Source organism: Ulvibacter sp. 2305UL32-6, from assembly GCF_058148545.1.
On the sequence record NZ_JBYVKA010000001.1, the window covers coordinates 35970 to 57561 of the forward strand.

The window sequence follows — 21592 nt, forward strand, 5'->3', positions numbered from 1 at the left end:
AATAAACCCTATTCAAACACCTAGCCTTCACTACTATGGAAAAAGCAGAATTCTTAGAGCAATATATTTTCGTAGACTTAAATAATCTTAATGATGGTTTCAATCCTGAAGCTATCCATTATTTTTCCGAATCCGATTTTGAAAAAGTTTTAGAAAGATCGGCTAAATTCGGAGTTGGGATCTACGGTATTGAACCGTGGTTTGATGGAAAGCTTTATGGTGTAAAAGGGAATGAAGATTACAATAAAAAGGCTACAGATCCCAAATGGTATAACAAAGCCTTTATGGACTTCAAAAAGGAAAAAGCAGATCTTCAATATTCGGCTACCTTTAGAGTTTCAGAAAAATTACTCAATAAAAAGAATTTAGATTTTTAGGGATCTTTTCTGAAAAATTTCTACCCCAAAGTATATCACCATTCCTCTATATTTAGTTTAAACATTCGTTTTTGCAAAATTATAATGAAGCTAACACACAATACACTAACCCATTGTGCGCTAAACCCTGTAACAAAGTGAATTCATGATAGTCAAATAGAAATACGCTTAGGTCATGAAAAAACTCAGCATACTATTTCTATTTGCCATTTCAATTAGTTGCAAAACTTCCAAAGAATCCTTTATAGTTTCCAACGGAACATTAATTGAGAACGCTACTATCATTTCTACAGACGAAACAGGAACTTTAGGTGTCAATAAGGGCTTTGTCTTAATAAACAGCTCTAAGATCCTTTTTTCCGGTAAGAAAAAACCGAATGTAAAAGGGTCTTTCAATATTATAGATGGCGATGGAAAATATATCATTCCTGGCTTAATTGATAGTCATGTTCATTTAAACAACATTGCTGGTATAAATTTCAGGCAGCGAGAATCTGAAGAACTATTAGTATTAGATTACTTTGAGAGACTCCCTAAGAATTTCTTATACTTTGGATATACAACACTTATTGATGTTGATAATTATGCGCCAAACACGATAAATAATCTTAAAAAGGCTACTATACGACCAGAAATATATACTTGTGCTAAAAAAGTACAAGTAATGGATGATTTCGAAATGGTAATAAATGAATACCCTCAGAAGGAACGATATGAATTGCCATTTCTGTATGATCGCTATAATCCAAATATTCAACTACCAGATTCGATTAACACTGAAAAACATACCCCTAAAAGCCTTATTTCTGAAATTGCTTTAGCAGATAATATTTGCGTTAAGACATTATATGAAGATGCTTCTTCAGGTTTTAAACAAGTATGGGAGGTTCCTACTGCCAAAATCATGGAAGAGCTTGTTGCTGAAGCGCATAAAAATAGTTTGCCTGTGATCATGCATGCAACCTCGTTTGAAGGGCAAAGATTTGCCGTGGAGACAGGAATTGATATTATTGCTCATACCATGTGGAATTGGACCGCAGTTCCTGAAGATTATCTTAATACAGATCTTCCCGAAACACATAAAAAATTGTTACTCGAAATTGCAGCAAAAAATATTGGGTATCAACCAACTTTTAGAGTGATCCTCGCAGAAAAAGAGATCCTTGATGATACTTTCAAAAACGATAAAACCCTTCAAAACCTATATTACCCTAACTACCTAGAATGGTTGCAAACCAAAGACGCACAATGGAGTAAGAATAGAATTTTAGCACGGCCGAAGTTTCTGGAACAAATGAATCCAGATTTTTTCACCCCAATAAGAAGTCAGTTTAATAGTGACGAAGCAATGTTTGAGGCACTGTACAATTCATTTGAGATAAAAATTCAAAAAGTTGTTAAATTGCTTTCAGAAAACAATGCCAACCTTTTGTTTAGTACCGATAATGGTGCAATGAACATGTACACACATCCTCCTGGTTACAATGGGTTCTTAGAAATGAAGCATTGGGTTGAGGCAGGAGTTTCTTTAAAACAAATATTCAAGGCAGCCACATTTAATAATGCGAAAGAGTTTGGTTTAATTGAAAATATTGGTACTATTCATAAAAATAAAACAGCTAATATCTTAATTCTGAATACTAACCCCTTACAAACGATCGAGGCATATAATGATATTGAATATGTTGTTATTAATGGTAAGGTATTGAACAGATCATCGCTCTCGGCCAAAGGTATCTAGTAAACGGTCTATCTTTTATTTGCTGAAAAAGTCTTTTTTTAAGCATTTTAGCGGAAAAATTATAACCACGCAGAACTAAAAAATCACTTTAATTTTATGAAATTTACTATATTCATAATGGCAAAAACAATCACAAGATTTTGTCGTCACCCCTCCTCTACCACATCTTAAATATATAAAAGACACTTTCCAAAGAATGAATCAAGATGTTAGCAAATATCTAAAAAGCTTAAAAAAGTGGAGAAACGAATTAGCAGCACTACGAGAAATCATAATCGATTGTGGGTTGATAGAAGATTTCAAATGGATGCATCCCTGCTATACTGATAATGGAAAGAATATTGTTTTGATTCACGATTTTAAGGAATACGCTGCCATTCTGTTTCCTAAGGGTGCTTTGCTGAAAGACCCAGAAAAAATTTTAATTCAACAAACAGAAAACACACATTCAGCTAGACAAATTCGTTTTACGGACGCGTCTGAAATCCTCCAACTAACGCCCACGATAAAAAAATATATTCAAGAAGCTATCGAGGTGGAACGAGCTGGTTTAAAAACAAAGCAAAAAAAACTTTCAGAATTTGAAACCCCTACCGAATTACTGCAAATTTTTGAACATCGCCCAGATTTTCAAAAAGCATTTAAAAGCCTAACTCAAGGACGACAAAAAGGATACCTCTTACATTTTTCCAAACCAAAACAATCCAAAACAATCCAAAACTAAAATATCGAGAATTGAGCAAAACATAGAACGCATTCTTGATGGCTACGGATTAAATGATTGTACCTGCGGACTATCAAAACGAAAGCCGAACTGTGACGGTTCTCACAAGCAATTAGAGCAAGCGTAACAAAATTGACTATTCAGGAATCATGACATAAATGATCACTTTTTATGACTACAGCCAGCTAGTTTTCTAAAAAAACGTATATTTATTTCCAATAAACTAACCAATTACTTCATCATGGCCACTAAATTTCAAGCTGTTACCACAGCTGGCAATACTTTGCTTCTTCATAGTTGCAGTGCCATAACGAATTACAAAAGCCAAAAGCCTTCTACACAGTTTACTTGCGGCATTAACACAACCTAATTATTTCAATATGAAAAAAACATTACTACTGTTAATTATCACATTAACACTATTTTCCTGTAAGCAAAAAGAAAATCAAAAGGACGACCCAATTTCAATAGAGATTGCAGAGCCCAAAGGGGTTAATAATGTTGCATACAAATGGGGATTTATGGCTTTAACAGCGCAAGCTAATGATACGGAAAGATTTAAGCCAAGACCAACGGTTACTTCCAGATATTTAGGATTAATATCGGTTTCCATCTTCGACGCTTGGTCAAGGTTTGATGCGAAAGCCATACCTGTTTACTTAGATGGAGTTGAAAGAAGACCTACAGACGAACAAACTCTTAAGAACAAAGAGATCGCTATTAGCTATGCGGCTTTTAGAGCAATGAATGAATATTATTATTCTGATAAGGAGATGTTCGCAGATTTTATGGTAAGTCTGGGATTAGACCCCACAAATGAATCTTTAGATCCAAATACACCTGAAGGAATTGGAAACTTGGCAGCCAAAGCTGTTATTGAAGCCAGAAAAAATGATGGTGCAAATCAATACGGAGAAGAAGAAGGTTCAAACGGGCAACCTTACTTCGATTATACGGGCTACTCACCTGTAAACTCTCCAGATGAAAATATAGATCCAGACCGTTGGCAACCAAAATATTTCTCAGATGGCAAAGGCGGAAAATATGCTCCAGGATGCCTTACCCCATTTTGGGATAAGGTGAAACCTATTGCATTAAAGTCTGGCGATCAATTTCGCCCAGGTCCACCCCCAAAGATCGGCTCAGAACAAATGGAAAAAGAAGTTCAGGAGGTTATCGAATTACAATTAAACCTAACTGATTATCAAAAAGCTTTAGTCGAATTTATGCGGGATGGCCCACAATCTGTTCAACAAGCAGGGCATTGGTTAAAATTTGCACAGGATGTTTCTAGAAGAGACAATCATACGCTTGATCAAGACGTTAAAATGTATTTTTATAATCAAGTGGTAGCAATGGATGCGTTTATCGCTTCCTGGGATTCTAAAATGTACTATGACTCTGCCAGACCATATGCATTGGTACATAAATATTATGAGAATCAAAAAATAAAAGCGTGGGGTGGCGAAGGAAAAGGTATGATTGAAATGGATGGCACAGAATGGCAGCCGTATTCACCAGAAGTATTTTTATGCCCTCCTTTTCCTAGTTACACTTCAGGCCATAGTACTATTAGTGGAGGTTGTGCTGAAGCCTTAAAAATGTGGACGGGTAGTGAAGAATTTGGATCTGAGGCTGTTTTGGTTGCAGGCGCTCTCACAGAACCATATAATCTGGGAGATACAATTACCTTAAAATTCCCAACATTTACGGAAACCGCTGAAATGGCAGGAATATCAAGAGTTTTGGGTGGATATCATATCCAGTCTGATAACATTGCCGGATTGGAATTAGGAAGAAATGTAGCCAAAGAAACCTGGAAATTTTATAAGAAACATATCGGAGAAGAATTGTAAACTATTTACTTTTTTGTTAATACCCATAGCTCTACTTCTTCGGAAGAACGCCAGTGTTGATCTCGCTTGGTTTTTTCCGAAGCAGTTTTTACAACTCTTTTATAGCATTTTTCTAATTGAAACCTATCGTTTTCATCTAGTTCTTTTTCAATTGGATGCTCTTTCGATACATTCGTAATTTGAGCTAAATTTGAAAATATAATAACGAGTTTTCCGTCGTCTAGCAACCTCTCACCTGCTTCCTTAAAAAAATCAGGGAATAGCTGTTTGTCGTAATATATGGCTTCATCATTCCTATTTAGATCATTCGATTTTGGCAGCCAGGGTGGATTAAATACAATTAATTCAGATTGCTTTTGCAAGTTTCCAAAAAGAGATCCAAAATCTAATTCTATTTTCCTCGATAGCTTTGTATCTGCCATAACCGCCGTGAGACCAACAATGGCATTCGGATTTATATCTGTGCCATAAACCTTCTGAAAACCGTGCTTAATGAGTTGAAACGCAAGAATACCGCTCCCTATGCCTACGTCAATTGCAGATTTCTTCGCACCCTTATATCGTTTTAACCAATTGTCAAAAAGTATTAAATGATCAAATCGTGTAGGAAAATAAACACCGTAATACGGATGCAGCTTATTGCGTAAAACTGGTACTACAATTCCGTTTTGATACCATTGCCAAGAACTATTTAGGCCTTGAACTTGGGGGAAGGCGAGAAAAAAACTACTTGTTTCTGGATACAGCATTTTTAACCATCCTATTGAAGGTGATTTTTTAACTTTTAGCTGGTGATCCTCAATCTCAATTATAATCAGATTTGAAAGTCTCTGATATTCGGAACGATACTGACGTTGTTCTTTAAAAGTCTTGTTTGGTAATTTACTTTTTAAATATTTTTGAAGCCCCTTCAGAAGTAACATTCCATCGCTGTAAAATGCCATAATTAATACGGGTGTACCCGCTTCCAAACTTTGAATGGTTTGTCTTATATCTGTTGTGCGATCAAACAACACCACTTGCTCTCCAACCACAATAGGCTCAGGCTTATTTACATTTATAGCTGCATTCATCAATTAACATTGAATTGAAACGAGTTGCAGACTAATGAGATTAGCAAAGCGTAAGATTAAAAAACTCTATGGTAGTTACTTACTAGCAATCAGGCATTAAGTTGTTCGCTAGAGTTAAATCAATTATATTCTCAGCTTTCTAAAGAAAGCCCAAACAAAGTGCAAAAAGTACACGAGTTAATAATTAATATCACCGAATAAATAATATTTGCCAAAGATACTTTAAAAACCAGTATAAGAAATAAGTAAAAGAGAAAGTAGATCGGTATTATTTAAAATGAATGACAACCGTACATCAACGAAACTCTTAAAATATGACTTATATAATTGTTGCGCGGAAAGAATATTTTAACTTCTAAAGTGTGTTTAACTATTGTCAAATTTTTAATTTTATTAATTCATATAAGCCACAATGACCGAAATCTTAAATACTATCTTTTTTTTAATTGCCGTAATTGACCCATTAGGTTCAGTACCTGTTTATTTAGAGGCTACCAAACAATTAAATAAAACCCATAGAAAACGTGTTGCCATACGTGCTTCCATTATCGCGTTCCTCATTCTTTTGATCTTTATTATTGTTGGACAACTCGTTCTTGACGGCATGGATGTCTCTCTGGATGCTTTTCAAATATCGGGAGGTGTCATTTTATTTTTATTTGCTCTTACCATGATTTTTGGAGATGGTAAACCAGAATCTGAAAAACATCTAATCAAAGATTATAAGCATGTTACCATATTTCCTGTCGCTATTCCATCTATCGCATCTCCTGGAGCGATCATGGCGGTGGTTTTAATGACCGACAATACAGTTTATTCAATTCAACAACAAGCTATGACCACAGTATTGGTATTTGTGGTTATTACAATTACATGTTTACTATTACTTATTGCAAATAAGGTAAAAGAACGGGTTGGAGATTACGGAATTACCGTAGTAAGTAAGATCATGGGACTTATTCTCGCCTCCTACGCGGTTCAAAGTATCTTATCAGGACTAAAAGGGTTCTTTGTTATTTTAGAATAATTGAACGTGCTAAATACATTTTCTGCTGTGCAGAGCGCCCAAAGGCAGAAATAGTGCTCGATATCGTTAATTAGCCCATCACCATTTCGCAGAAAAGAATATTGTATTCGCTACATCCAATAAATAATGCAAAAAAGCCATTGTATTTTGTATCTTTAAGCGTGTATGCATTTTTATAGTGATAGTCCTATTTTATGGATCAAAAACTAACAGTTCAAAATACCTTTATACGGTTTTTAATACCGCTCGGTCTTGTAATTCTTATGGTGGTGATTGCAAGTTCTTCTGCGTTTACCAAAAGCCCCGAACTGCTTGCTACAGCTATTACAGTTGATCTACTGCTAACAATTCCGTTTCTCTATTTTTTATTAATTAGGAAAACCAATATTCCCAAAACTACCGTAGTTCCTTTTATATTCCTAGGGGTGCTTGTAGCTACTTTTAGTATTCCTTCGGAAAACCAATACTATTTAGATTTGTTCAAAACTTGGGCTATTCCCCTAATTGAAATAACCGTTGCATCGTACGTTATATATCATCTTCGGAAACTGCTCAGATCTTATGACCGAAGCAACGATCAAACAACCGATTTTTTTATCTTACTGAAAGAAGCTTGCTCCAAAATACTTCCAAAGGCATTTGTAATCCCAGTGGTTACCGAAATCGCAGTATTTTACTACGGCTTCGTCTACTGGAAACCCAAAGTTCTAAAATGTAACGAATTCTCTTATCATAAAAATAGTGGTACCATTACCCTCCTCGCGGCCATCATCCTTATTGTTGCGGTTGAAACTGTTGTTTTCCACAAGATCCTTGTTAACTGGAGTATTATAGCCGCGTGGATCTTCACCCTGTTGAGTATTTATTCTGGTATTCAGCTTTTTGGCTTTTTAAAAGCGATGTTGAAAAGACCCATCATTTTAGACGATTCAGCATTATATCTTCGGTATGGAATCATGGGCGAAGCAACCATAGCCTATCACGAAATTGAATCGATTGAAATAAGCTCCCGTGAAATAAAATTGGATAACGAGATTCGAAGTTTATCATTTTTAGGAAGCTTGGAAACTCACAATATGATCATCACTTTCAATAGAACACAACACCTAACCGGTTTATATGGAATCAAGAAAACGTTTAAAACTTTAGTTCTATATATTGATGAGAAAGATAAATTTAAAGAAAAATTATTAAGCAAATTACAAAACACTACCCACAATGAATAGCGCTACTCAAACTGCAAAACACTTGCGCGATGTCTATTTTGATGGCAACTGGACGGCTTCTAATTTTAAAAAACAATTGGAAGATGTTGATTGGAAACAAGCAACAACCCAAATAGGATCGCTAAACACCATTGCAACGCTCCTTTTTCACAGTCATTACTATGTTGTCGCGCAACTTGATGTGCTGCGAGGAAACCCCTTAAACGCTGCAGATCATTTAAGTTTTGATCATCCACCGATAACATCTCACACCGATTGGAACACAATGAAAGAAAAAACATGGAGCGATGTTGAAGCCCTTGCTTCTCTTATTGAACAACTCCCAGAAGAAATGATGCTTAAAGACTTCTACGATGTAAAATATGGTTCCTATTTCAGAAACCTTCACGGCTTAATTGAACATAGCCATTATCATTTAGGCCAGATCGCACTGCTTAAAAAACTCGTGAATGAACAACACTAATTGCTAGCTACTCGCTTATGAGTTCATCTAACAACGTATAAACCTTTTCACTATCCCAGGCTGCCGCTCCCGTTTTATTAATCACAATGGTTCCATTTTTTGAAATCACATAGGTGGTTGGCAATGCATTCGTACGAATAGCTTCGGGCGCTTCTTCTATTTGTCTATATACAGGGAAGCTATATTCTTTCTTCCGAAGAAAGCTAGAAAGTTTTTCGGCTTCTTCCGCAGAAATAAAGTAGAAATCAACTTTATCTCCATAGTGATCATAGAGCGATTGTAAAGATGGCATCTCAGCAACACATGGCGGACACCAAGTCGCCCAAAAATTGACCACAATCACCTTTCCTTCCGAAGTTGAAAAATCAGCAGTACTTCCGTCTAATGCAAGTAAATCCCACTTGTAATCGGTAAGTACACTTCTATCTTCCACACTTATTTCCGAAGGACTAAATGCAATTAGTCTTTGTAGAAAAACTTGAATAGGCATACGTGTTTGTGGTATGATCATTAGAATTATGATCAATACAAAAAGAACATTACTCCATTGTTTTTTCAGAAATGTTTTTAGTCGAAGCATAAAGGTAAAATTAAACGAGCCTAGCTTTTAATCAAACAAGACATACGCTTGTATTTGGTATCCGAGATGACTTTTCGATCTATCAAATACAATAAAAAAACTCCCGCTTATAAAGCGGGAGTTTTTTATTATTTAGCGTTTTGCTTTTTAATGAGATTTAAAGCACTTCCTTCACGGTACCATTGAATCTGCGCATCATTATAGGTATGATTCGCCTTAATGATATCTTTAGAACCATCTTCATGTACTACTTCAATAGTGAGAGGTTTGTCTGGAGCAAAATCGGCGATATCAATTAAATTAAAGGTGTCATTCTCCTGAATTTTATCGTAATCAGCTTCATTCGCAAACGTCAATCCAAGCATTCCTTGCTTTTTCAAGTTGGTTTCATGGATACGTGCAAACGATTTAACTAAAACAACAGCCACTCCTAAATGGCGTGGTTCCATTGCGGCGTGTTCTCTAGAAGAACCTTCACCATAGTTATGATCACCCACTACAACTGTATAAATACCGTTCTTCTTGTATTCACGTTGTGTATCTGGAACACCACCGTATTCTCCATCTAGTTGATTTTTTACAAAATTTGTCTTTTTATTAAAAGCGTTCACCGCTCCAATAAGACAGTTATTCGAAATATTATCTAAATGACCTCTAAAACGCAACCAAGGACCCGCCATAGAGATATGATCGGTAGTACATTTTCCGTAGGCTTTGATAAGTAATTTCATACCTTGAACTTGGCTATCTTTAATAGGTTCAAAAGGCGTAAGTAATTGTAATCTTTCGCTTGTTGGCGATACTTTGATCACAACACCACTTCCATCTTCCATTGGAGCAACATAGCCATTTTCCTCCACAGCAAAACCTTTAGGAGGTAATTCCCATCCAGTTGGCTCCTCAAATCGGACTTCTTCACCATTTTCATTGATAAGTGAGTCTGTCATTGGATTAAAATCTAATCGACCAGCAAAGGAAATAGCAGCTGTTAGCTCAGGTGACGCTACAAAAGCATGTGTATTTGGGTTTCCATCGGCACGTTTGGCAAAGTTTCTATTAAAAGAATGCACGATACTATTCTTAGGTGCATTTTTAGGATCTTCATAGCGTGCCCATTGTCCGATACAAGGACCGCAAGCATTCGTAAATATCTTAGCGCCTAAGTCTTCAAAAATTCCTAAAATACCATCACGATCAGCAGTATATCGCACTTGCTCTGAACCTGGATTGATTCCTAATTCAGATTTAAGTTTTAAACCTTTATCAATTCCTTGTTGTGCAATAGAAGAAGCTCGTGAAAGATCTTCGTATGATGAATTTGTACAAGAACCTATCAATCCCCATTCAACCACAATTGGCCAACCGTTTTCGGTTGCTTTTTTAGTCATATCTTTTCCAACACTAGTAGAAAGATCTGGCGTAAAGGGTCCGTTAAGCAGTGGTCCAAGTTCTGAAAGATTGATCTCGATCACTTGATCAAAATACGTATCTGGATCTGCATACACCTCGGCATCTGCAGTTAAATATTCTTTTACTTTATTGGCAGCATCGGCAACATCAGCACGATCTGTTGCGCGTAAGTAGCGTTCCATAGATTCATCATAACCAAAAGTAGATGTTGTTGCGCCAATTTCGGCACCCATATTACAAATGGTTCCTTTTCCTGTACATGACATGGCTGTCGCTCCTGGTCCAAAATATTCAACAATGGCACCTGTTCCTCCTTTAGCCGTTAAAATTTCAGCAACACGTAGAATAACATCCTTTGGCGCTGTCCATCCACTAAGTTTTCCTGTTAAGCGCACTCCTATTAACTTCGGAAACTTTAGTTCCCAAGCCATTCCTGCCATAACATCTACTGCATCTGCTCCACCAACACCAATGGCTACCATTCCTAACCCACCAGCATTCACGGTATGTGAATCGGTCCCAATCATCATTCCTCCAGGGAATGCATAATTTTCTAAAACCACTTGGTGAATAATTCCAGCACCCGGTGCCCAAAACCCAATTCCATATTTATTGGAAACAGATTCTAAAAAGTCAAATACTTCATTACTCACTTCATTCGCATGCTTAAGATCAGCTTTAGCTCCATCCTTTGCTTGGATCAAGTGATCACAATGTACAGTTGTTGGTACAGCAACGTTGGGTTTCCCTGCCTGCATAAATTGTAGCAGTGCCATTTGGGCGGTTGCATCCTGACAAGCAATACGGTCTGGTGCAAAATCAACATAATCCTTTCCACGAGTAAATGCTTTGGTAGGCATTCCATCCCAAAGGTGATTGTACAATATTTTTTCAGAAAGGGTTAAAGGTCTACCCACGATCTCACGTGCTTTATCCACACGCTCAGCCATTTGGGCGTAAACTTTTTTAATCATGTCAATATCAAATGCCATAGAAATATTTTTTAAGAGTTGTTAGTAAATTTTGCAAGCAAAATTGTACTTGTTAAAGCTACAAAATCTCGTTTCTTGCTTTGCTGCAAATTTACTAAAATTTACAATAATTCACAAATACACAACAAAGAAGAGAAATTGTTAAATATAATTCAGTAAAATAGAACATTCAGTAAAATATATTACGAATATGGCATTTTTAAACGTGCAAAACTGTGGTATTCATAATTTTACTTTCCGAAGTATCTTTTCAATTTTCCTGAATCGCGTAAATCTGTAAGTGGTTTTTCGTAAAGGCGGTATAAAAAGTAGGCCAAAAGGATAGTAATAGCCATATACCCTATCGAAAATAAAATTTTTCCAGAAAAAGACATTATCTCGATATCAACACGCGTACGCATAAGTTGAAGTACAATAGAATAATGAAGTAAGTACATCGAATAGGAAATAACACTTATAAAGGTAATTGGCCTTACAATGGCAACCGATTTTACTTGAAGTTGAGACAAATAGGGTAAAAAGAGTGCAATGCTGATCGAGTTGAGCGGTAAATACCAAACGTTCAATAATGTCTTAAACGCTTCCGAACTACGATCAAAAATTTGAACCAATGCAAAAAGTCCGAAGAAGAGCACACCACCAATGAAAGCTGCAGGGATTTGATGTTTTTTCCAAAAATCTACTTGAACCAACGAAATTATCGCAGCCAACACCCCAATATAAATGGCATCGATACGATAGAGCACCACAGCTTTTAGCGATCTATTCCAGTCTAAAATGTCAAAGCCTACCGCAACAGAGTTATAGTACAATTTGGTTATAAGGAAGAATAAGATGATTGCAAGGGTAATGTATAAAAATTGCTTGGTTTTCGAGATCTTCAATTTTAAGAATAAGCTAAGATAGAGAAGCGCCGGACCAATGATATAGGCAAATTCTTCAATAGGAAGGCTCCATGATTCGGTAAAGAATAAGTCCATTGCAAAGTGCGTATTCTGAAGGAAACCGAAATATAGCCATAAGGTTTCAGGAAGCTCACGCCCTATCCATAACACTATTAAAACATTAATGATTAAAATGAAGTAATAGGTAGGAAGTGTTCGAAACCAGCGTCTAACTAAAAAATAGCGCAGATCATTAGCCGAAAATGTTTCTGAAGTAAAAATTCGAAAGAGAATGCGCCCAATTAAGAATCCGCTGAGCACAAAGAATATCTCAACTCCCATAAAACCGAGGCTTTGTAAGATACCGAAGATGGCGCCTGTTTCATTGGGAAAATTCCATAGCGCATGATTTACCAATACACACATGATAGCAACGAATCGCATCAAGTCTAATCCAAAAATTCGATTGGCGTAATCAATTTTCACTTTTGTAAATTCTGAAAGTGAAGGTAGCTAAAAAAGCTTAAAAAAGGCGTTGAATGATTTCTTCGATACTCAAACCTTCTGCTTCCGCTTTGTAGTTCTTAATAAGTCTGTGACGTAAAATACCGATTGCTACTTTTTGTACGTCTTCAATATCTGGAGAAAACTTTCCTTTAAGCGCTGCGTGCGCCTTAGCTCCTAAAATTAGATTTTGAGACGCTCGTGGTCCAGCACCCCAATCAATATAATTTTTTACGATCTCTGGTGCCGATTGACTTTTAGGGCGTGTCTTTCCAACTAAGGTAACTGCGTATTCAATCACATTATCGGCTACAGGAATACGTCTAATCAAATGTTGAAAATCAATAATTTCTTCCGAAGTAAATAGTGCATTCACTTTTTTAGTTTCTCCTGTAGTTGTAATCTTTACTACTTCAACCTCTTCTGCAAAGGTTGGGTAATCAAGATTTACAGCAAACATAAAACGGTCTAATTGGGCTTCTGGCAACGGGTATGTTCCTTCTTGCTCAATGGGGTTTTGAGTTGCCAAAACAAAATACGGTAAGTCGAGTTTGTAGTGATGACCAGCAACAGTAACCGAACGTTCCTGCATCGCTTCTAATAAAGCTGCCTGCGTTTTTGGCGGCGTACGGTTTATCTCATCAGCTAAGATAATATTAGAAAAAATGGGACCTTTTATAAACTTAAAGGTTCTGTTTTCATCTAAGATCTCAGATCCTAATATATCACTCGGCATTAGGTCTGGTGTAAACTGAATACGTTTAAATTGCAGCCCTAAAGCTTGGGCTACGGTATTTACTAAAAGCGTTTTTGCCAGTCCGGGAACACCAATAAGTAAAGCATGTCCTCCCGAAAATATAGAAAGTAAAACTTGTTCTACTACCTCGTCTTGTCCTACAATGACTTTTTTGATCTCTTGGCGAAGCGCCTCATATTTTGTAACGAGTTGTTTTACTGCCGCAACGTCTGACATAAGCTAAAGTGGGTTTTATTTTTTAAGCCAATTACTAGAAAATGTACAATCTTGGTAATCCTCATTTACGCTAATATACGTATCATTTATCTTTTTACCTTGCCATTTTTCGATCGCTTTTATCTGCTTTTCCTTTAACGCCAGCGCCTTGATCTTTTCGTAGTCGTTTACGTAATCCGCTTGATGCTCGTCATGACGTTGGGTTACGGTCATGATCTTAAATGTTGTCTTCCCTGTATAATCACGATCACTATATACTGGTGAGATCTCGCCTTCTTTTAAGTTATAAACCTGTGCGCTTAAAGTTGGATCCATTTTAGTAAGATCGAAACGGGTATCATAGGTAAGTGGATTTACCAATTGACCTCCATTATTTCGCGTTTCAGTTTCTGTACTATAGCGTTGAGCGGCCTCTTGAAAAGTGTATTTCCCAGCGAGAAGTGATTCCCGGATCGTGTCAATTTTAGTTTTAGCAGCATCTAAGGTTTCTTGCGAAACCTCTGGAAAGAGAATAATATGACGTGCGTCTACTTCTTGCCCACGAATCTTATCTACGTATAAAATATGGTAACCGAACTCAGTTTCAAAAGGTTCACTAACTTCTCCTTCTAACAACGAAAATGCCTGATCCTTAAATTCTTTAGCGTACGGAGAATTACGTTTGATTCCGGCTATCATCCCTCCTTTTTGTGCACTTCCATCTTTCGAATATAAAACCGCCTTGGTTGAAAAGCTGGCTCCGTTATCAACAACATCGGCGCGCATTTGATTTAAGCGCGCAATAACAGCTGCACGGGCCTTTTCAGTAATTTCTGGTTCTACTACGATCTGCGCAACTTCCAATTCGGCACTAAAAAATGGTCTGTCTTCTTCTGGAATTGAATAGAAAAAACTTCGAACTTCTTCTGGAGTAACCTCAACGTCTTCAACGATGGTTCGTTGCATTTCAGAAGCCAATTTAAGTGTTTTATTAACTTCAAAAAGCTCTGTTCTTAGATCAGATATATCATCCTTGCGATAGTACTTTGCCACCTTATCTTCACTCCCTAATTCACTTATCATATAAGCCAACTGCTGATCTATTTGTTGATTGATTTCAGCATCTGGCACTAAAATACTATCTATCTTGGCATGATGTGCGTATAGTTTATCTTCCATAAGCTTACCTAAAAGTTGACATCTTGTGATATCCTCAGTAGATATTCCCTGAGCCTTATATTCAATATAGCTTTTATCGATATCACTGTCTAAAATCACATACTCACCTACTACAGCACTTACTCCTTCGGCTTTATATCGTTTAAATGGAGCCAAACTATCAATCACTTCGGCTACTTCCTCTTCTACAGTATCTTCTATGATCTCTTGGCTGAAGGCGGTCGTACCTAGCAACAAAGCTATCAGTAAGCTACTTATTCTGGTATATTTCAAAATTGTTGTTTTTAATTGCATCTTTCGTAATATCTATTTCAAATTTCTTTATCAGTTCAAGCTTTCGCTTGTTTATAATTATCTGTTTAATGGTTGGCTTAACATACGACAATGGTGCGATATCATTCGCTTTAAGCACGTCTTGAATTTTCACCAAATATAAACCTAATGAATCTTGCAGTTGTGTAAAATTTGATTTTTTTAACACTTGCTCTGCTTTGTCTTTGATCACCGGAATGGCCTCTACAAGGGCTTCTTTTTTAACCCATACCGAATCATTTAAATTGTATGATTTAAACTGAATAGCCAGATCACTTAATTGCTTTTTATCAGATTCATTATAACGGACGAACTTTTCTTTCGCTTGTTGCAGATCGGTGAAGTTTTCATCTACATGAATATAACGAACCTTCAATAAAACGTCATTAAGTCTGAAATTAATTTTATTGAGTTCATAAAAATCTTCAAACTCACGTTCTGAAACCGTACTGTCTAATTGCCGCATTACCATAGCGCTCTTATACGCTTCGGTAAATAGATCATTCTTATAATTACGCACTAATTTGTTATAAGCTTCCTGCTTTTGCTCACTCAGGTTTATTTTAGCCTGATCGATAAGTAATTGTTGCGTAGCCCACCGGTTGATATAATTATTCACGATTAAGGTACTATCTTCTTCCGAAGTAGTTTCAGAAATCAATTCCCTTACGTCATCCTCATACAAAAAACTATTGTTTACTCTCGCTACAGGAACCCTTGGATCCTCTTGCTTAAAAAGATCGCAAGAAACTAAGCTAAACAATATGCAGATGAGGAGGAATTTTTGCATTATGCTTTTAATTCTTTCTTGACTTTTTTAAGCGTTTTTTTATTGATCTCAACATCAAATTTTTTGTGAAGTTCTTTCATCCAATTGGCTTCCACTTCATTTTGATAGTCGGACATCACCCTTCCTTTGATCTCTTCGAAACGCTTTATTTTAGGTGGAGTAACATCAGAAACACGCACCACAAGAAATGAATCGCCTTGTTCATAAATTTTAGAAACACCTTCTTCTGCTACAAAACCTTCTGGAAGATCACGAGCGTCTATCTCGAACATTCCACTTGTAACTATAACACCAATCTTATTATCTACGTTAATTGCTTTTTTGATCTCGTCTGCCGACTTACTTTCATTAAGCATAGTTGATACTTGCTTGGCAGTTTCTAAACTGGTTGCGGCGTAAATTTGACCACCTACACGTTCTTTCCACTTATAAGATTCCTTATTTTGCTCATAGTATTGCTTTTGGCCAGTAGTATCTTTGCGCACTTTACGCCAGATATTTGAGTCCATCACATCGAAAATCAATAATCCATCACGATATTCAGAGATCACCGCTGCGTAAGTTTCATCTTCAGCCTCTAATTGATCTTTAAAGTATCGTTTTAACTCTTGCGTTTCAAACTCGTCATACATTTCGGCTAAAAATCTACTCTTTATTTTTGGCATTCGTGTTGTAACTTGTCTTTCCTCAATAAATTCTGCAAAACTTCTAAAGTCTAACGATTTATCGGCAATAGTAAAAAGCGTCTTATTGTCTTCAGGGGGAATAGTATCTAATTTCCAACGGCGTGATAATACTTCGTCACCCACCAAAAGATCGAAATATGAATGGTAATCAGCTCCTTTTTTAAAACCGAATTTCTTTTTGATAAGATCATTAACAGCATGTGTTACGATCTTAGATCGTGATCCTTCGGCAACTCGTTTTTCGAGCATAGTCTTTTTTTCATCGAAGGTCGCAATGTCGTGTTTCTCGTCTAACCGAATAATATGCCATCCAAAACTAGATTGGATCGGCTTTGAATATTCCCCAGCTTTATTAAGGCTATATGCTGCTTCCTCAAATTCGGGAGACTTCAGATCGCCTTTTCCGAAGCGATTCAATTTACCTCCGTTTTTAGCCGAATTCTTATCGTCGCTATACTGCTTCGCCAAGCCTTCAAACGATTCGCCTTGTTGTAATAAACCGTAAACTTCATTGATGCGTTCTTCCGGGTTAAACGTACGTGTATCGCCTTTCTTATCGGTAATCATGATATGCGACACCGAAATTTCAGGTTCACGCTCTCTTCGATCTAACACTTTAATGATATGATAACCATATTGGGTACGAGTGATTTCAGAAATTTCTCCCACCGGCGTAGCATAGGCCGCAGTTTCAAAAGGATATACCAATGAAAATACTGTAAAATAACCAAGATTTCCGCCAGACTTGTCTGCATTGGGTTCTTCGGAAGTCTTTTTGGCTTTAGCTTCAAAATCACCACCATTTTTAATGAGGTCTTCTCTAATCTTGCTAATCTTATTATAGGCAGCTAAGGTATCCTGCGGAGGATCATCAAATGTTGTCAAGATCAAAATATGCGCCGCTTTAATTTCTTCCAAACCTCGCTCATAGGCTTCTTTGGCAAGATCTTCAGTTACCTTATCTTCAAAGATATAGTTACGAGCCAGTTGTTCTTCATATTTTGAAAACTCCTTCTTGTACTCTTTCTTCTTATCAAGTCCCTGAGCGTATGCCTCAGCAATTTTAAGTTTATAATCGATAAATAGCTCGAGATAACCATCCACACTTTTTTGAGAATCGTCTTGTACCAAATCGAGATTCTTTTTAAACACTCGTTTGAATTCGTTAGCGTAAATAGGATCGTCGTCTATAGTTAGTAAAACATCTTTCTTCTGTGCGAATAAACTGCTTGCACACAGCATAAAAATAAAAAAGGAATAGATCGTTCTTTTCATGGGTAATGATTGCTTTAATAAATATTCGTTTTATATCTCTAAAAAAATGAAGCTTGCAAATACAATACATCGGTTTTATTTGCAGCCGTGCAAAAATAATAAAAAGCCATTGGTTTACAACTATGTTAGGCATAACGTTATGAGATGTTTTCTAGTACGCTTTCATTCAGAAATTATGCCGAAAATTTGTAATTTGTCAAACAGAGATTAAAATCAATATATTATGAAATATACTGTTGAAACGATCATCGATCTTCCGAGAGAAGAAGTGATCAAAAAAATGGACAATCCTGAGAACATGAAGCATTGGCAACGCGGATTGATTCGGTACAAATTACTAAATGAAAATGATCCTAAGGCCGAAGGGGCCCAAATGGAACTTGAATATAAAATGGGGAAACGAGAGATGGTTATGATTGAGACCATTCTCAAAAATAATTTTCCATCTGAGTTTCACGCGAGCTACGATGCTAAAAACGTTCATAATATTCAGAAAAACTACTTTGAGGCCATTGACAAAAACACAACCAAATGGCGTAGCGAAAGTGAATTTCAGTTTTCAGGATTTATGATGAAGACCATGGGAGCCCTGATGCCCGGAGCGTTTAAAAAGCAGTCTAAAAAATATATGGAAGATTTTAAGAATTTCGCGGAAAATGGAGCGAGCGTTGAAAAAACATCATGAAAGAAGGAATTAAACTTATTTGGGATTTTAGAGGTCCGAATGCAGAGAAAACAGCCGAACATCATATAATTCATCTCAAGGAATTTGCAGAAGCCGAAGCTATTTCGCCGTACATCTGCACTACCGAACAAGTCTCAGACATGCACTGGATGGCTGTTATGATCGTAGCCGAAAAACACATGACCGACCTGCGCGAGCGTTTAAAACCGAATCGCGGACAACGGTATCAAAGCGAATAACGATGAAAGTCTTCTTTAAAGATAAATTTGAATACAATTATCACAGTAACGGTCAGGTTATAAGCTTGATGACCAACAATCCGTCAGCCTATACAGAAAGGGTTCAAACACTTATTTGTCATACGCTAAATGCCCAGAATATTTGGACCAATCGCATTTTAAGAAAGCCCCATACTCAAGGTGTTTGGGCGCTATTTCGATTGGAGGACCTTCCGAAGGTAAACAAAGAAAATCATGAGCTGAGCCTTCATATGCTGGAAAACTGTAACATTTCAGAAAGCATAACCTATGTTAATACCGTTGGCGATCAATTTACAAATGCAATAGCCGATATGATCTACCATATGATCAATCACGGAACGTATCACCGCGGGCAAATTATCACTGAACTTAAACAGAATGGGGTGATTCCTGTAAGTACCGATTTTATTTTCTACAAACGATAAAGTAAATTTGGCAGCATTTTTGAAACGCACCACAAAGAAATAAGTCTTTAGTGAGATTTTTAGTAATATTGCAGCTGCTGAAACCACTTCAACATTAAAACACAAAACAATGAAATTATTTAAAATTCTATTTTTATTTATCTGCGTTAGCAGTGTAGCACAGTCTAAAGTTGGCACTATTGATGTTGACTATATTATCTCAAAACTTCCCGAATTGACCACCATTCAATCGCAATTGGAAGTCTACGGAAAAGATCTTGACGCTCAAATGAGCACAAAATTAAAAGCATATGAGGCGGCAGCTCAGGCGTATCAAGCAGGAGAAGCCGGATTTACAAACGAGGTGAAAGTTGCCAAACAACAGGAGATTCTTCAATTGGAAGAAGATATTTCGAAGTTTCAAAGCAACGGATCGACTTTAGTTAATCTAAAACGTGATGAATTATTACGCCCGGCGTACCAAAAGATCGGTAAGTCACTTGAGAAAATTGCAAAAGCTCAGGGTTATACACAAGTTTTACAAATAGGAAGCAATTTAGCATACATAGACCCTGCCTATGACTTAACTATCCCAGTCATGAATGATCTAGGCATTAAGGACGAGTAATACAATTAAGAAGTATAAAAAAGCGCCCGATTCTCACGAATCGGGCGCTTTTTATTAATATGAATATTGAAAGAGCAAAACCTACCTACTATAATTAGGCGATTCTTTCGTAATGGTAACATCATGCGGATGACTTTCATTGATTCCCGAAGCGGTTATCTTTACAAAACGCCCCGTTTCTTTGAGTGTCGCTATATCTTTACTTCCGCAGTACCCCATACCCGCTCGTAAGCCGCCAATAAATTGCGTCATACTTTCTAGTAATTCGCCTTTGTAATTAACACGACCTACAATACCTTCAGGAACTAGTTTCTTGATATCGTCCTCTACATCCTGGAAATAACGATCTTTTGAACCTTGCTTCATAGCCTCAACCGAGCCCATCCCGCGATATGATTTAAACTTTCTTCCTTCGTAAATAATGGTTTCTCCCGGAGATTCTTTGGTACCTGCAAGTAATGAACCTAGCATTACACTATCGGCTCCGGCTGCAATGGCTTTTGGAATGTCACCTGTATAGCGAATACCGCCATCGGCTATCACTGGAACGCCACTTCCTTTTATGGCAGCAGCTACTTCTAGTACGGCAGAGAACTGTGGAAAACCAACTCCTGCAACTACACGTGTAGTGCAAATTGATCCCGGACCAATACCAACCTTTACGGCGTCGGCTCCAGCATCAACTAAATACTTCGCTGCTTCTGCTGTAGCAATATTACCTACAACAACATCCAACTTAGGAAATTTTTTCTTGACTAGTTTTAGTACCTCAACCACACCTTTGGTATGTCCGTGAGCAGTGTCGATAATAACAGCATCTACTTGTGCATGTACCAATGCCTCGGCACGTTCAACGGCGTCTGCTGTCACGCCAAGTGCTGCAGCTACCCGAAGGCGACCAAATTCATCTTTATTTGCGTTCGGTTTTTGAGTAAGCTTTGTAATATCTCTAAAGGTGATCAGGCCTAATAGTGTTCCGTCTTTATCAACTACAGGTAGCTTTTCAATTTTGTTTTTCTGAAGAATAATTTCGGCATCTTTTAAAGAAGTCCCTTCACTCACTGTCACAAGATTTTCAGAAGTCATCACTTCGTGTAACTTTCTTCCGAAGTTCTTTTCAAAACGCAGATCCCGGTTGGTTACAATACCGATCAATTTTCCGTGTTCATCGGTGATTGGAATTCCACCAATACTATATTCACGCATCGTATTTTGAGCATCACCAACGGTGTTATCTCTTTTTAGCGTAACAGGATCCTGAATCATTCCGCTTTCTGCGCGTTTTACTTTACGTACCTCAGCAGCCTGCTCCTTAATAGACATATTCTTGTGTAACACACCTATACCTCCTTCGCGAGCAATTGCAATGGCCATGGCGCTTTCGGTAACCGTATCCATAGCTGCGGAAACGATAGGTACGTTTAGTGTAATATTTCTACTGAATTTAGTTTTGATTGAAACTTCTCGGGGTAAAACTTCAGAATAGGCAGGCACTAATAGTACGTCGTCGTAAGTAAGGCCTTCTCCTAGAATTTTGTGGTCGTGTGCAGTCATCGCAATTAAT

The 21592-nt window shown here is 37.1% G+C and carries 21 protein-coding genes; 12 read left to right on the forward strand and 9 right to left on the reverse strand.

Translation table 11 applies throughout. The features are described 5' to 3' along the window. The first annotated feature begins 35 nt into the window (after positions 1-35). The 5 genes from ACY2RU_RS00195 (at position 36) to ACY2RU_RS00215 (ending at position 4698) form a co-directional block, all read left to right on the forward strand. Positions 36-377 (forward strand): hypothetical protein, encoded by a 342-nt coding sequence (locus ACY2RU_RS00195; protein ID WP_490136382.1) that lies wholly within the window; start codon positions 36-38, stop codon positions 375-377. 175 nt (positions 378-552) lie between these two features. Next, positions 553-2118, forward strand: coding sequence for an amidohydrolase family protein (locus tag ACY2RU_RS00200; protein ID WP_490136383.1), 1566 nt, complete (start codon positions 553-555; stop codon positions 2116-2118). Positions 2119-2314: 196 nt separating this feature from the next. Beyond that, positions 2315-2842: a YdeI/OmpD-associated family protein gene (locus ACY2RU_RS00205; RefSeq protein ID WP_490136384.1), complete on the forward strand. Its 528-nt coding sequence runs from the start codon at positions 2315-2317 to the stop codon at positions 2840-2842. 31 nt (positions 2843-2873) lie between these two features. Then, positions 2874-2969: a CDGSH iron-sulfur domain-containing protein gene (locus tag ACY2RU_RS00210; protein ID WP_490137453.1), complete on the forward strand. Its 96-nt coding sequence runs from the start codon at positions 2874-2876 to the stop codon at positions 2967-2969. 253 nt (positions 2970-3222) lie between these two features. Then, complete coding sequence (locus ACY2RU_RS00215) at positions 3223-4698, forward strand: vanadium-dependent haloperoxidase (RefSeq protein ID WP_490136385.1); 1476 nt, start codon at positions 3223-3225, stop codon at positions 4696-4698. Positions 4699-4703: 5 nt separating this feature from the next. On the opposite strand, the gene ACY2RU_RS00220 is transcribed toward ACY2RU_RS00215, so the two are convergent. Beyond that, complete coding sequence (locus ACY2RU_RS00220) at positions 4704-5771, reverse strand: methyltransferase (RefSeq protein ID WP_490136386.1); 1068 nt, start codon at positions 5769-5771, stop codon at positions 4704-4706. A 412-nt stretch (positions 5772-6183) separates the two neighbouring features. Here ACY2RU_RS00220 and ACY2RU_RS00225 point away from each other — a divergent pair, with 412 nt between their 5' ends. The 3 genes from ACY2RU_RS00225 to ACY2RU_RS00235 all read left to right on the forward strand — a co-directional run bounded on the left by ACY2RU_RS00225 (position 6184) and on the right by ACY2RU_RS00235 (position 8487). Continuing rightward, entirely contained in the window at positions 6184-6798 is a 615-nt protein-coding gene (locus ACY2RU_RS00225) for a MarC family protein (protein WP_490136387.1), read from the forward strand. Positions 6799-6992: 194 nt separating this feature from the next. Continuing rightward, a complete protein-coding gene (locus ACY2RU_RS00230; protein WP_490136388.1) occupies positions 6993-8024 on the forward strand; it encodes a hypothetical protein in 1032 nt (343 codons plus the stop codon). Continuing rightward, positions 8017-8487, forward strand: a complete 471-nt coding sequence (locus ACY2RU_RS00235) for a DUF1572 domain-containing protein (RefSeq protein WP_490136389.1) — start codon at positions 8017-8019, stop codon at positions 8485-8487. Before ACY2RU_RS00230 ends, ACY2RU_RS00235 begins: the two co-directional genes overlap by 8 nt. A gap of 7 nt (positions 8488-8494) precedes the next feature. Here ACY2RU_RS00235 and ACY2RU_RS00240 read toward each other — a convergent pair whose 3' ends face one another. From ACY2RU_RS00240 to ACY2RU_RS00270, 7 genes are all read right to left on the reverse strand, one after another. Then, a complete protein-coding gene (locus tag ACY2RU_RS00240) occupies positions 8495-9067 on the reverse strand; it encodes a TlpA family protein disulfide reductase (protein WP_490136390.1) in 573 nt (190 codons plus the stop codon). 128 nt (positions 9068-9195) lie between these two features. Next, positions 9196-11469, reverse strand: a complete 2274-nt coding sequence (locus ACY2RU_RS00245) for an aconitate hydratase (RefSeq protein WP_490136391.1) — start codon at positions 11467-11469, stop codon at positions 9196-9198. A 230-nt stretch (positions 11470-11699) separates the two neighbouring features. Further along, a complete protein-coding gene (locus ACY2RU_RS00250; protein WP_490136392.1) occupies positions 11700-12839 on the reverse strand; it encodes an acyltransferase family protein in 1140 nt (379 codons plus the stop codon). 37 nt (positions 12840-12876) lie between these two features. Next, on the reverse strand, positions 12877-13830 hold the full coding sequence (locus ACY2RU_RS00255; protein ID WP_490136393.1) for an AAA family ATPase: 954 nt from the start codon (positions 13828-13830) through the stop codon (positions 12877-12879). 15 nt (positions 13831-13845) lie between these two features. Continuing rightward, complete coding sequence (locus ACY2RU_RS00260; RefSeq protein ID WP_490136394.1) at positions 13846-15261, reverse strand: peptidylprolyl isomerase; 1416 nt, start codon at positions 15259-15261, stop codon at positions 13846-13848. Continuing rightward, positions 15239-16090: a peptidylprolyl isomerase gene (locus tag ACY2RU_RS00265; RefSeq protein ID WP_490136395.1), complete on the reverse strand. Its 852-nt coding sequence runs from the start codon at positions 16088-16090 to the stop codon at positions 15239-15241. The genes ACY2RU_RS00260 and ACY2RU_RS00265 overlap by 23 nt, the downstream gene beginning before the upstream one ends. Beyond that, on the reverse strand, positions 16090-18051 hold the full coding sequence (locus ACY2RU_RS00270) for a peptidylprolyl isomerase (protein WP_490136396.1): 1962 nt from the start codon (positions 18049-18051) through the stop codon (positions 16090-16092). Before ACY2RU_RS00270 ends, ACY2RU_RS00265 begins: the two co-directional genes overlap by 1 nt. Before the next feature lie 223 nt (positions 18052-18274). Between ACY2RU_RS00270 and ACY2RU_RS00275 the strand changes: the two genes are divergently transcribed. The 4 genes from ACY2RU_RS00275 (at position 18275) to ACY2RU_RS00290 (ending at position 20028) form a co-directional block, all read left to right on the forward strand. Beyond that, the gene (locus tag ACY2RU_RS00275; RefSeq protein ID WP_490136397.1) at positions 18275-18736 is read left to right on the forward strand and encodes an SRPBCC family protein; all 462 of its coding nucleotides are present in this window, start codon (positions 18275-18277) and stop codon (positions 18734-18736) included. Continuing rightward, complete coding sequence (locus ACY2RU_RS00280) at positions 18733-18975, forward strand: hypothetical protein (protein ID WP_490136398.1); 243 nt, start codon at positions 18733-18735, stop codon at positions 18973-18975. Before ACY2RU_RS00275 ends, ACY2RU_RS00280 begins: the two co-directional genes overlap by 4 nt. A 2-nt stretch (positions 18976-18977) precedes the next feature. Continuing rightward, entirely contained in the window at positions 18978-19421 is a 444-nt protein-coding gene (locus ACY2RU_RS00285) for a DinB family protein (protein WP_490136399.1), read from the forward strand. A 109-nt stretch (positions 19422-19530) separates the two neighbouring features. Then, complete coding sequence (locus ACY2RU_RS00290) at positions 19531-20028, forward strand: OmpH/Skp family outer membrane protein (protein ID WP_490136400.1); 498 nt, start codon at positions 19531-19533, stop codon at positions 20026-20028. 81 nt (positions 20029-20109) lie between these two features. Here the strand turns inward: ACY2RU_RS00290 and guaB are convergent, their stop codons facing one another. Further along, on the reverse strand, positions 20110-21582 hold the full coding sequence (guaB, locus tag ACY2RU_RS00295) for an IMP dehydrogenase (protein WP_490136401.1): 1473 nt from the start codon (positions 21580-21582) through the stop codon (positions 20110-20112). Positions 21583-21592: the final 10 nt, after the last annotated feature.

Coding starts and splice junctions, on each gene's coding strand:
- ACY2RU_RS00215 (WP_490136385.1), top strand. CDS start 3,223: ATGAAAAAAACATTACTACTGTTAATTATCACATTAACACTATTTTCC.
- ACY2RU_RS00255 (WP_490136393.1), bottom strand. CDS start 13,830: ATGTCAGACGTTGCGGCAGTAAAACAACTCGTTACAAAATATGAGGCG.
- ACY2RU_RS00275 (WP_490136397.1), top strand. CDS start 18,275: ATGAAATATACTGTTGAAACGATCATCGATCTTCCGAGAGAAGAAGTG.
- ACY2RU_RS00235 (WP_490136389.1), top strand. CDS start 8,017: ATGAATAGCGCTACTCAAACTGCAAAACACTTGCGCGATGTCTATTTT.
- ACY2RU_RS00220 (WP_490136386.1), bottom strand. CDS start 5,771: ATGAATGCAGCTATAAATGTAAATAAGCCTGAGCCTATTGTGGTTGGA.
- ACY2RU_RS00230 (WP_490136388.1), top strand. CDS start 6,993: ATGGATCAAAAACTAACAGTTCAAAATACCTTTATACGGTTTTTAATA.
- guaB (WP_490136401.1), bottom strand. CDS start 21,582: ATGACTGCACACGACCACAAAATTCTAGGAGAAGGCCTTACTTACGAC.
- ACY2RU_RS00265 (WP_490136395.1), bottom strand. CDS start 16,090: ATGCAAAAATTCCTCCTCATCTGCATATTGTTTAGCTTAGTTTCTTGC.
- ACY2RU_RS00205 (WP_490136384.1), top strand. CDS start 2,315: ATGAATCAAGATGTTAGCAAATATCTAAAAAGCTTAAAAAAGTGGAGA.
- ACY2RU_RS00270 (WP_490136396.1), bottom strand. CDS start 18,051: ATGAAAAGAACGATCTATTCCTTTTTTATTTTTATGCTGTGTGCAAGC.
- ACY2RU_RS00280 (WP_490136398.1), top strand. CDS start 18,733: ATGAAAGAAGGAATTAAACTTATTTGGGATTTTAGAGGTCCGAATGCA.
- ACY2RU_RS00225 (WP_490136387.1), top strand. CDS start 6,184: ATGACCGAAATCTTAAATACTATCTTTTTTTTAATTGCCGTAATTGAC.
- ACY2RU_RS00245 (WP_490136391.1), bottom strand. CDS start 11,469: ATGGCATTTGATATTGACATGATTAAAAAAGTTTACGCCCAAATGGCT.
- ACY2RU_RS00240 (WP_490136390.1), bottom strand. CDS start 9,067: ATGCTTCGACTAAAAACATTTCTGAAAAAACAATGGAGTAATGTTCTT.
- ACY2RU_RS00200 (WP_490136383.1), top strand. CDS start 553: ATGAAAAAACTCAGCATACTATTTCTATTTGCCATTTCAATTAGTTGC.
- ACY2RU_RS00285 (WP_490136399.1), top strand. CDS start 18,978: ATGAAAGTCTTCTTTAAAGATAAATTTGAATACAATTATCACAGTAAC.
- ACY2RU_RS00290 (WP_490136400.1), top strand. CDS start 19,531: ATGAAATTATTTAAAATTCTATTTTTATTTATCTGCGTTAGCAGTGTA.
- ACY2RU_RS00195 (WP_490136382.1), top strand. CDS start 36: ATGGAAAAAGCAGAATTCTTAGAGCAATATATTTTCGTAGACTTAAAT.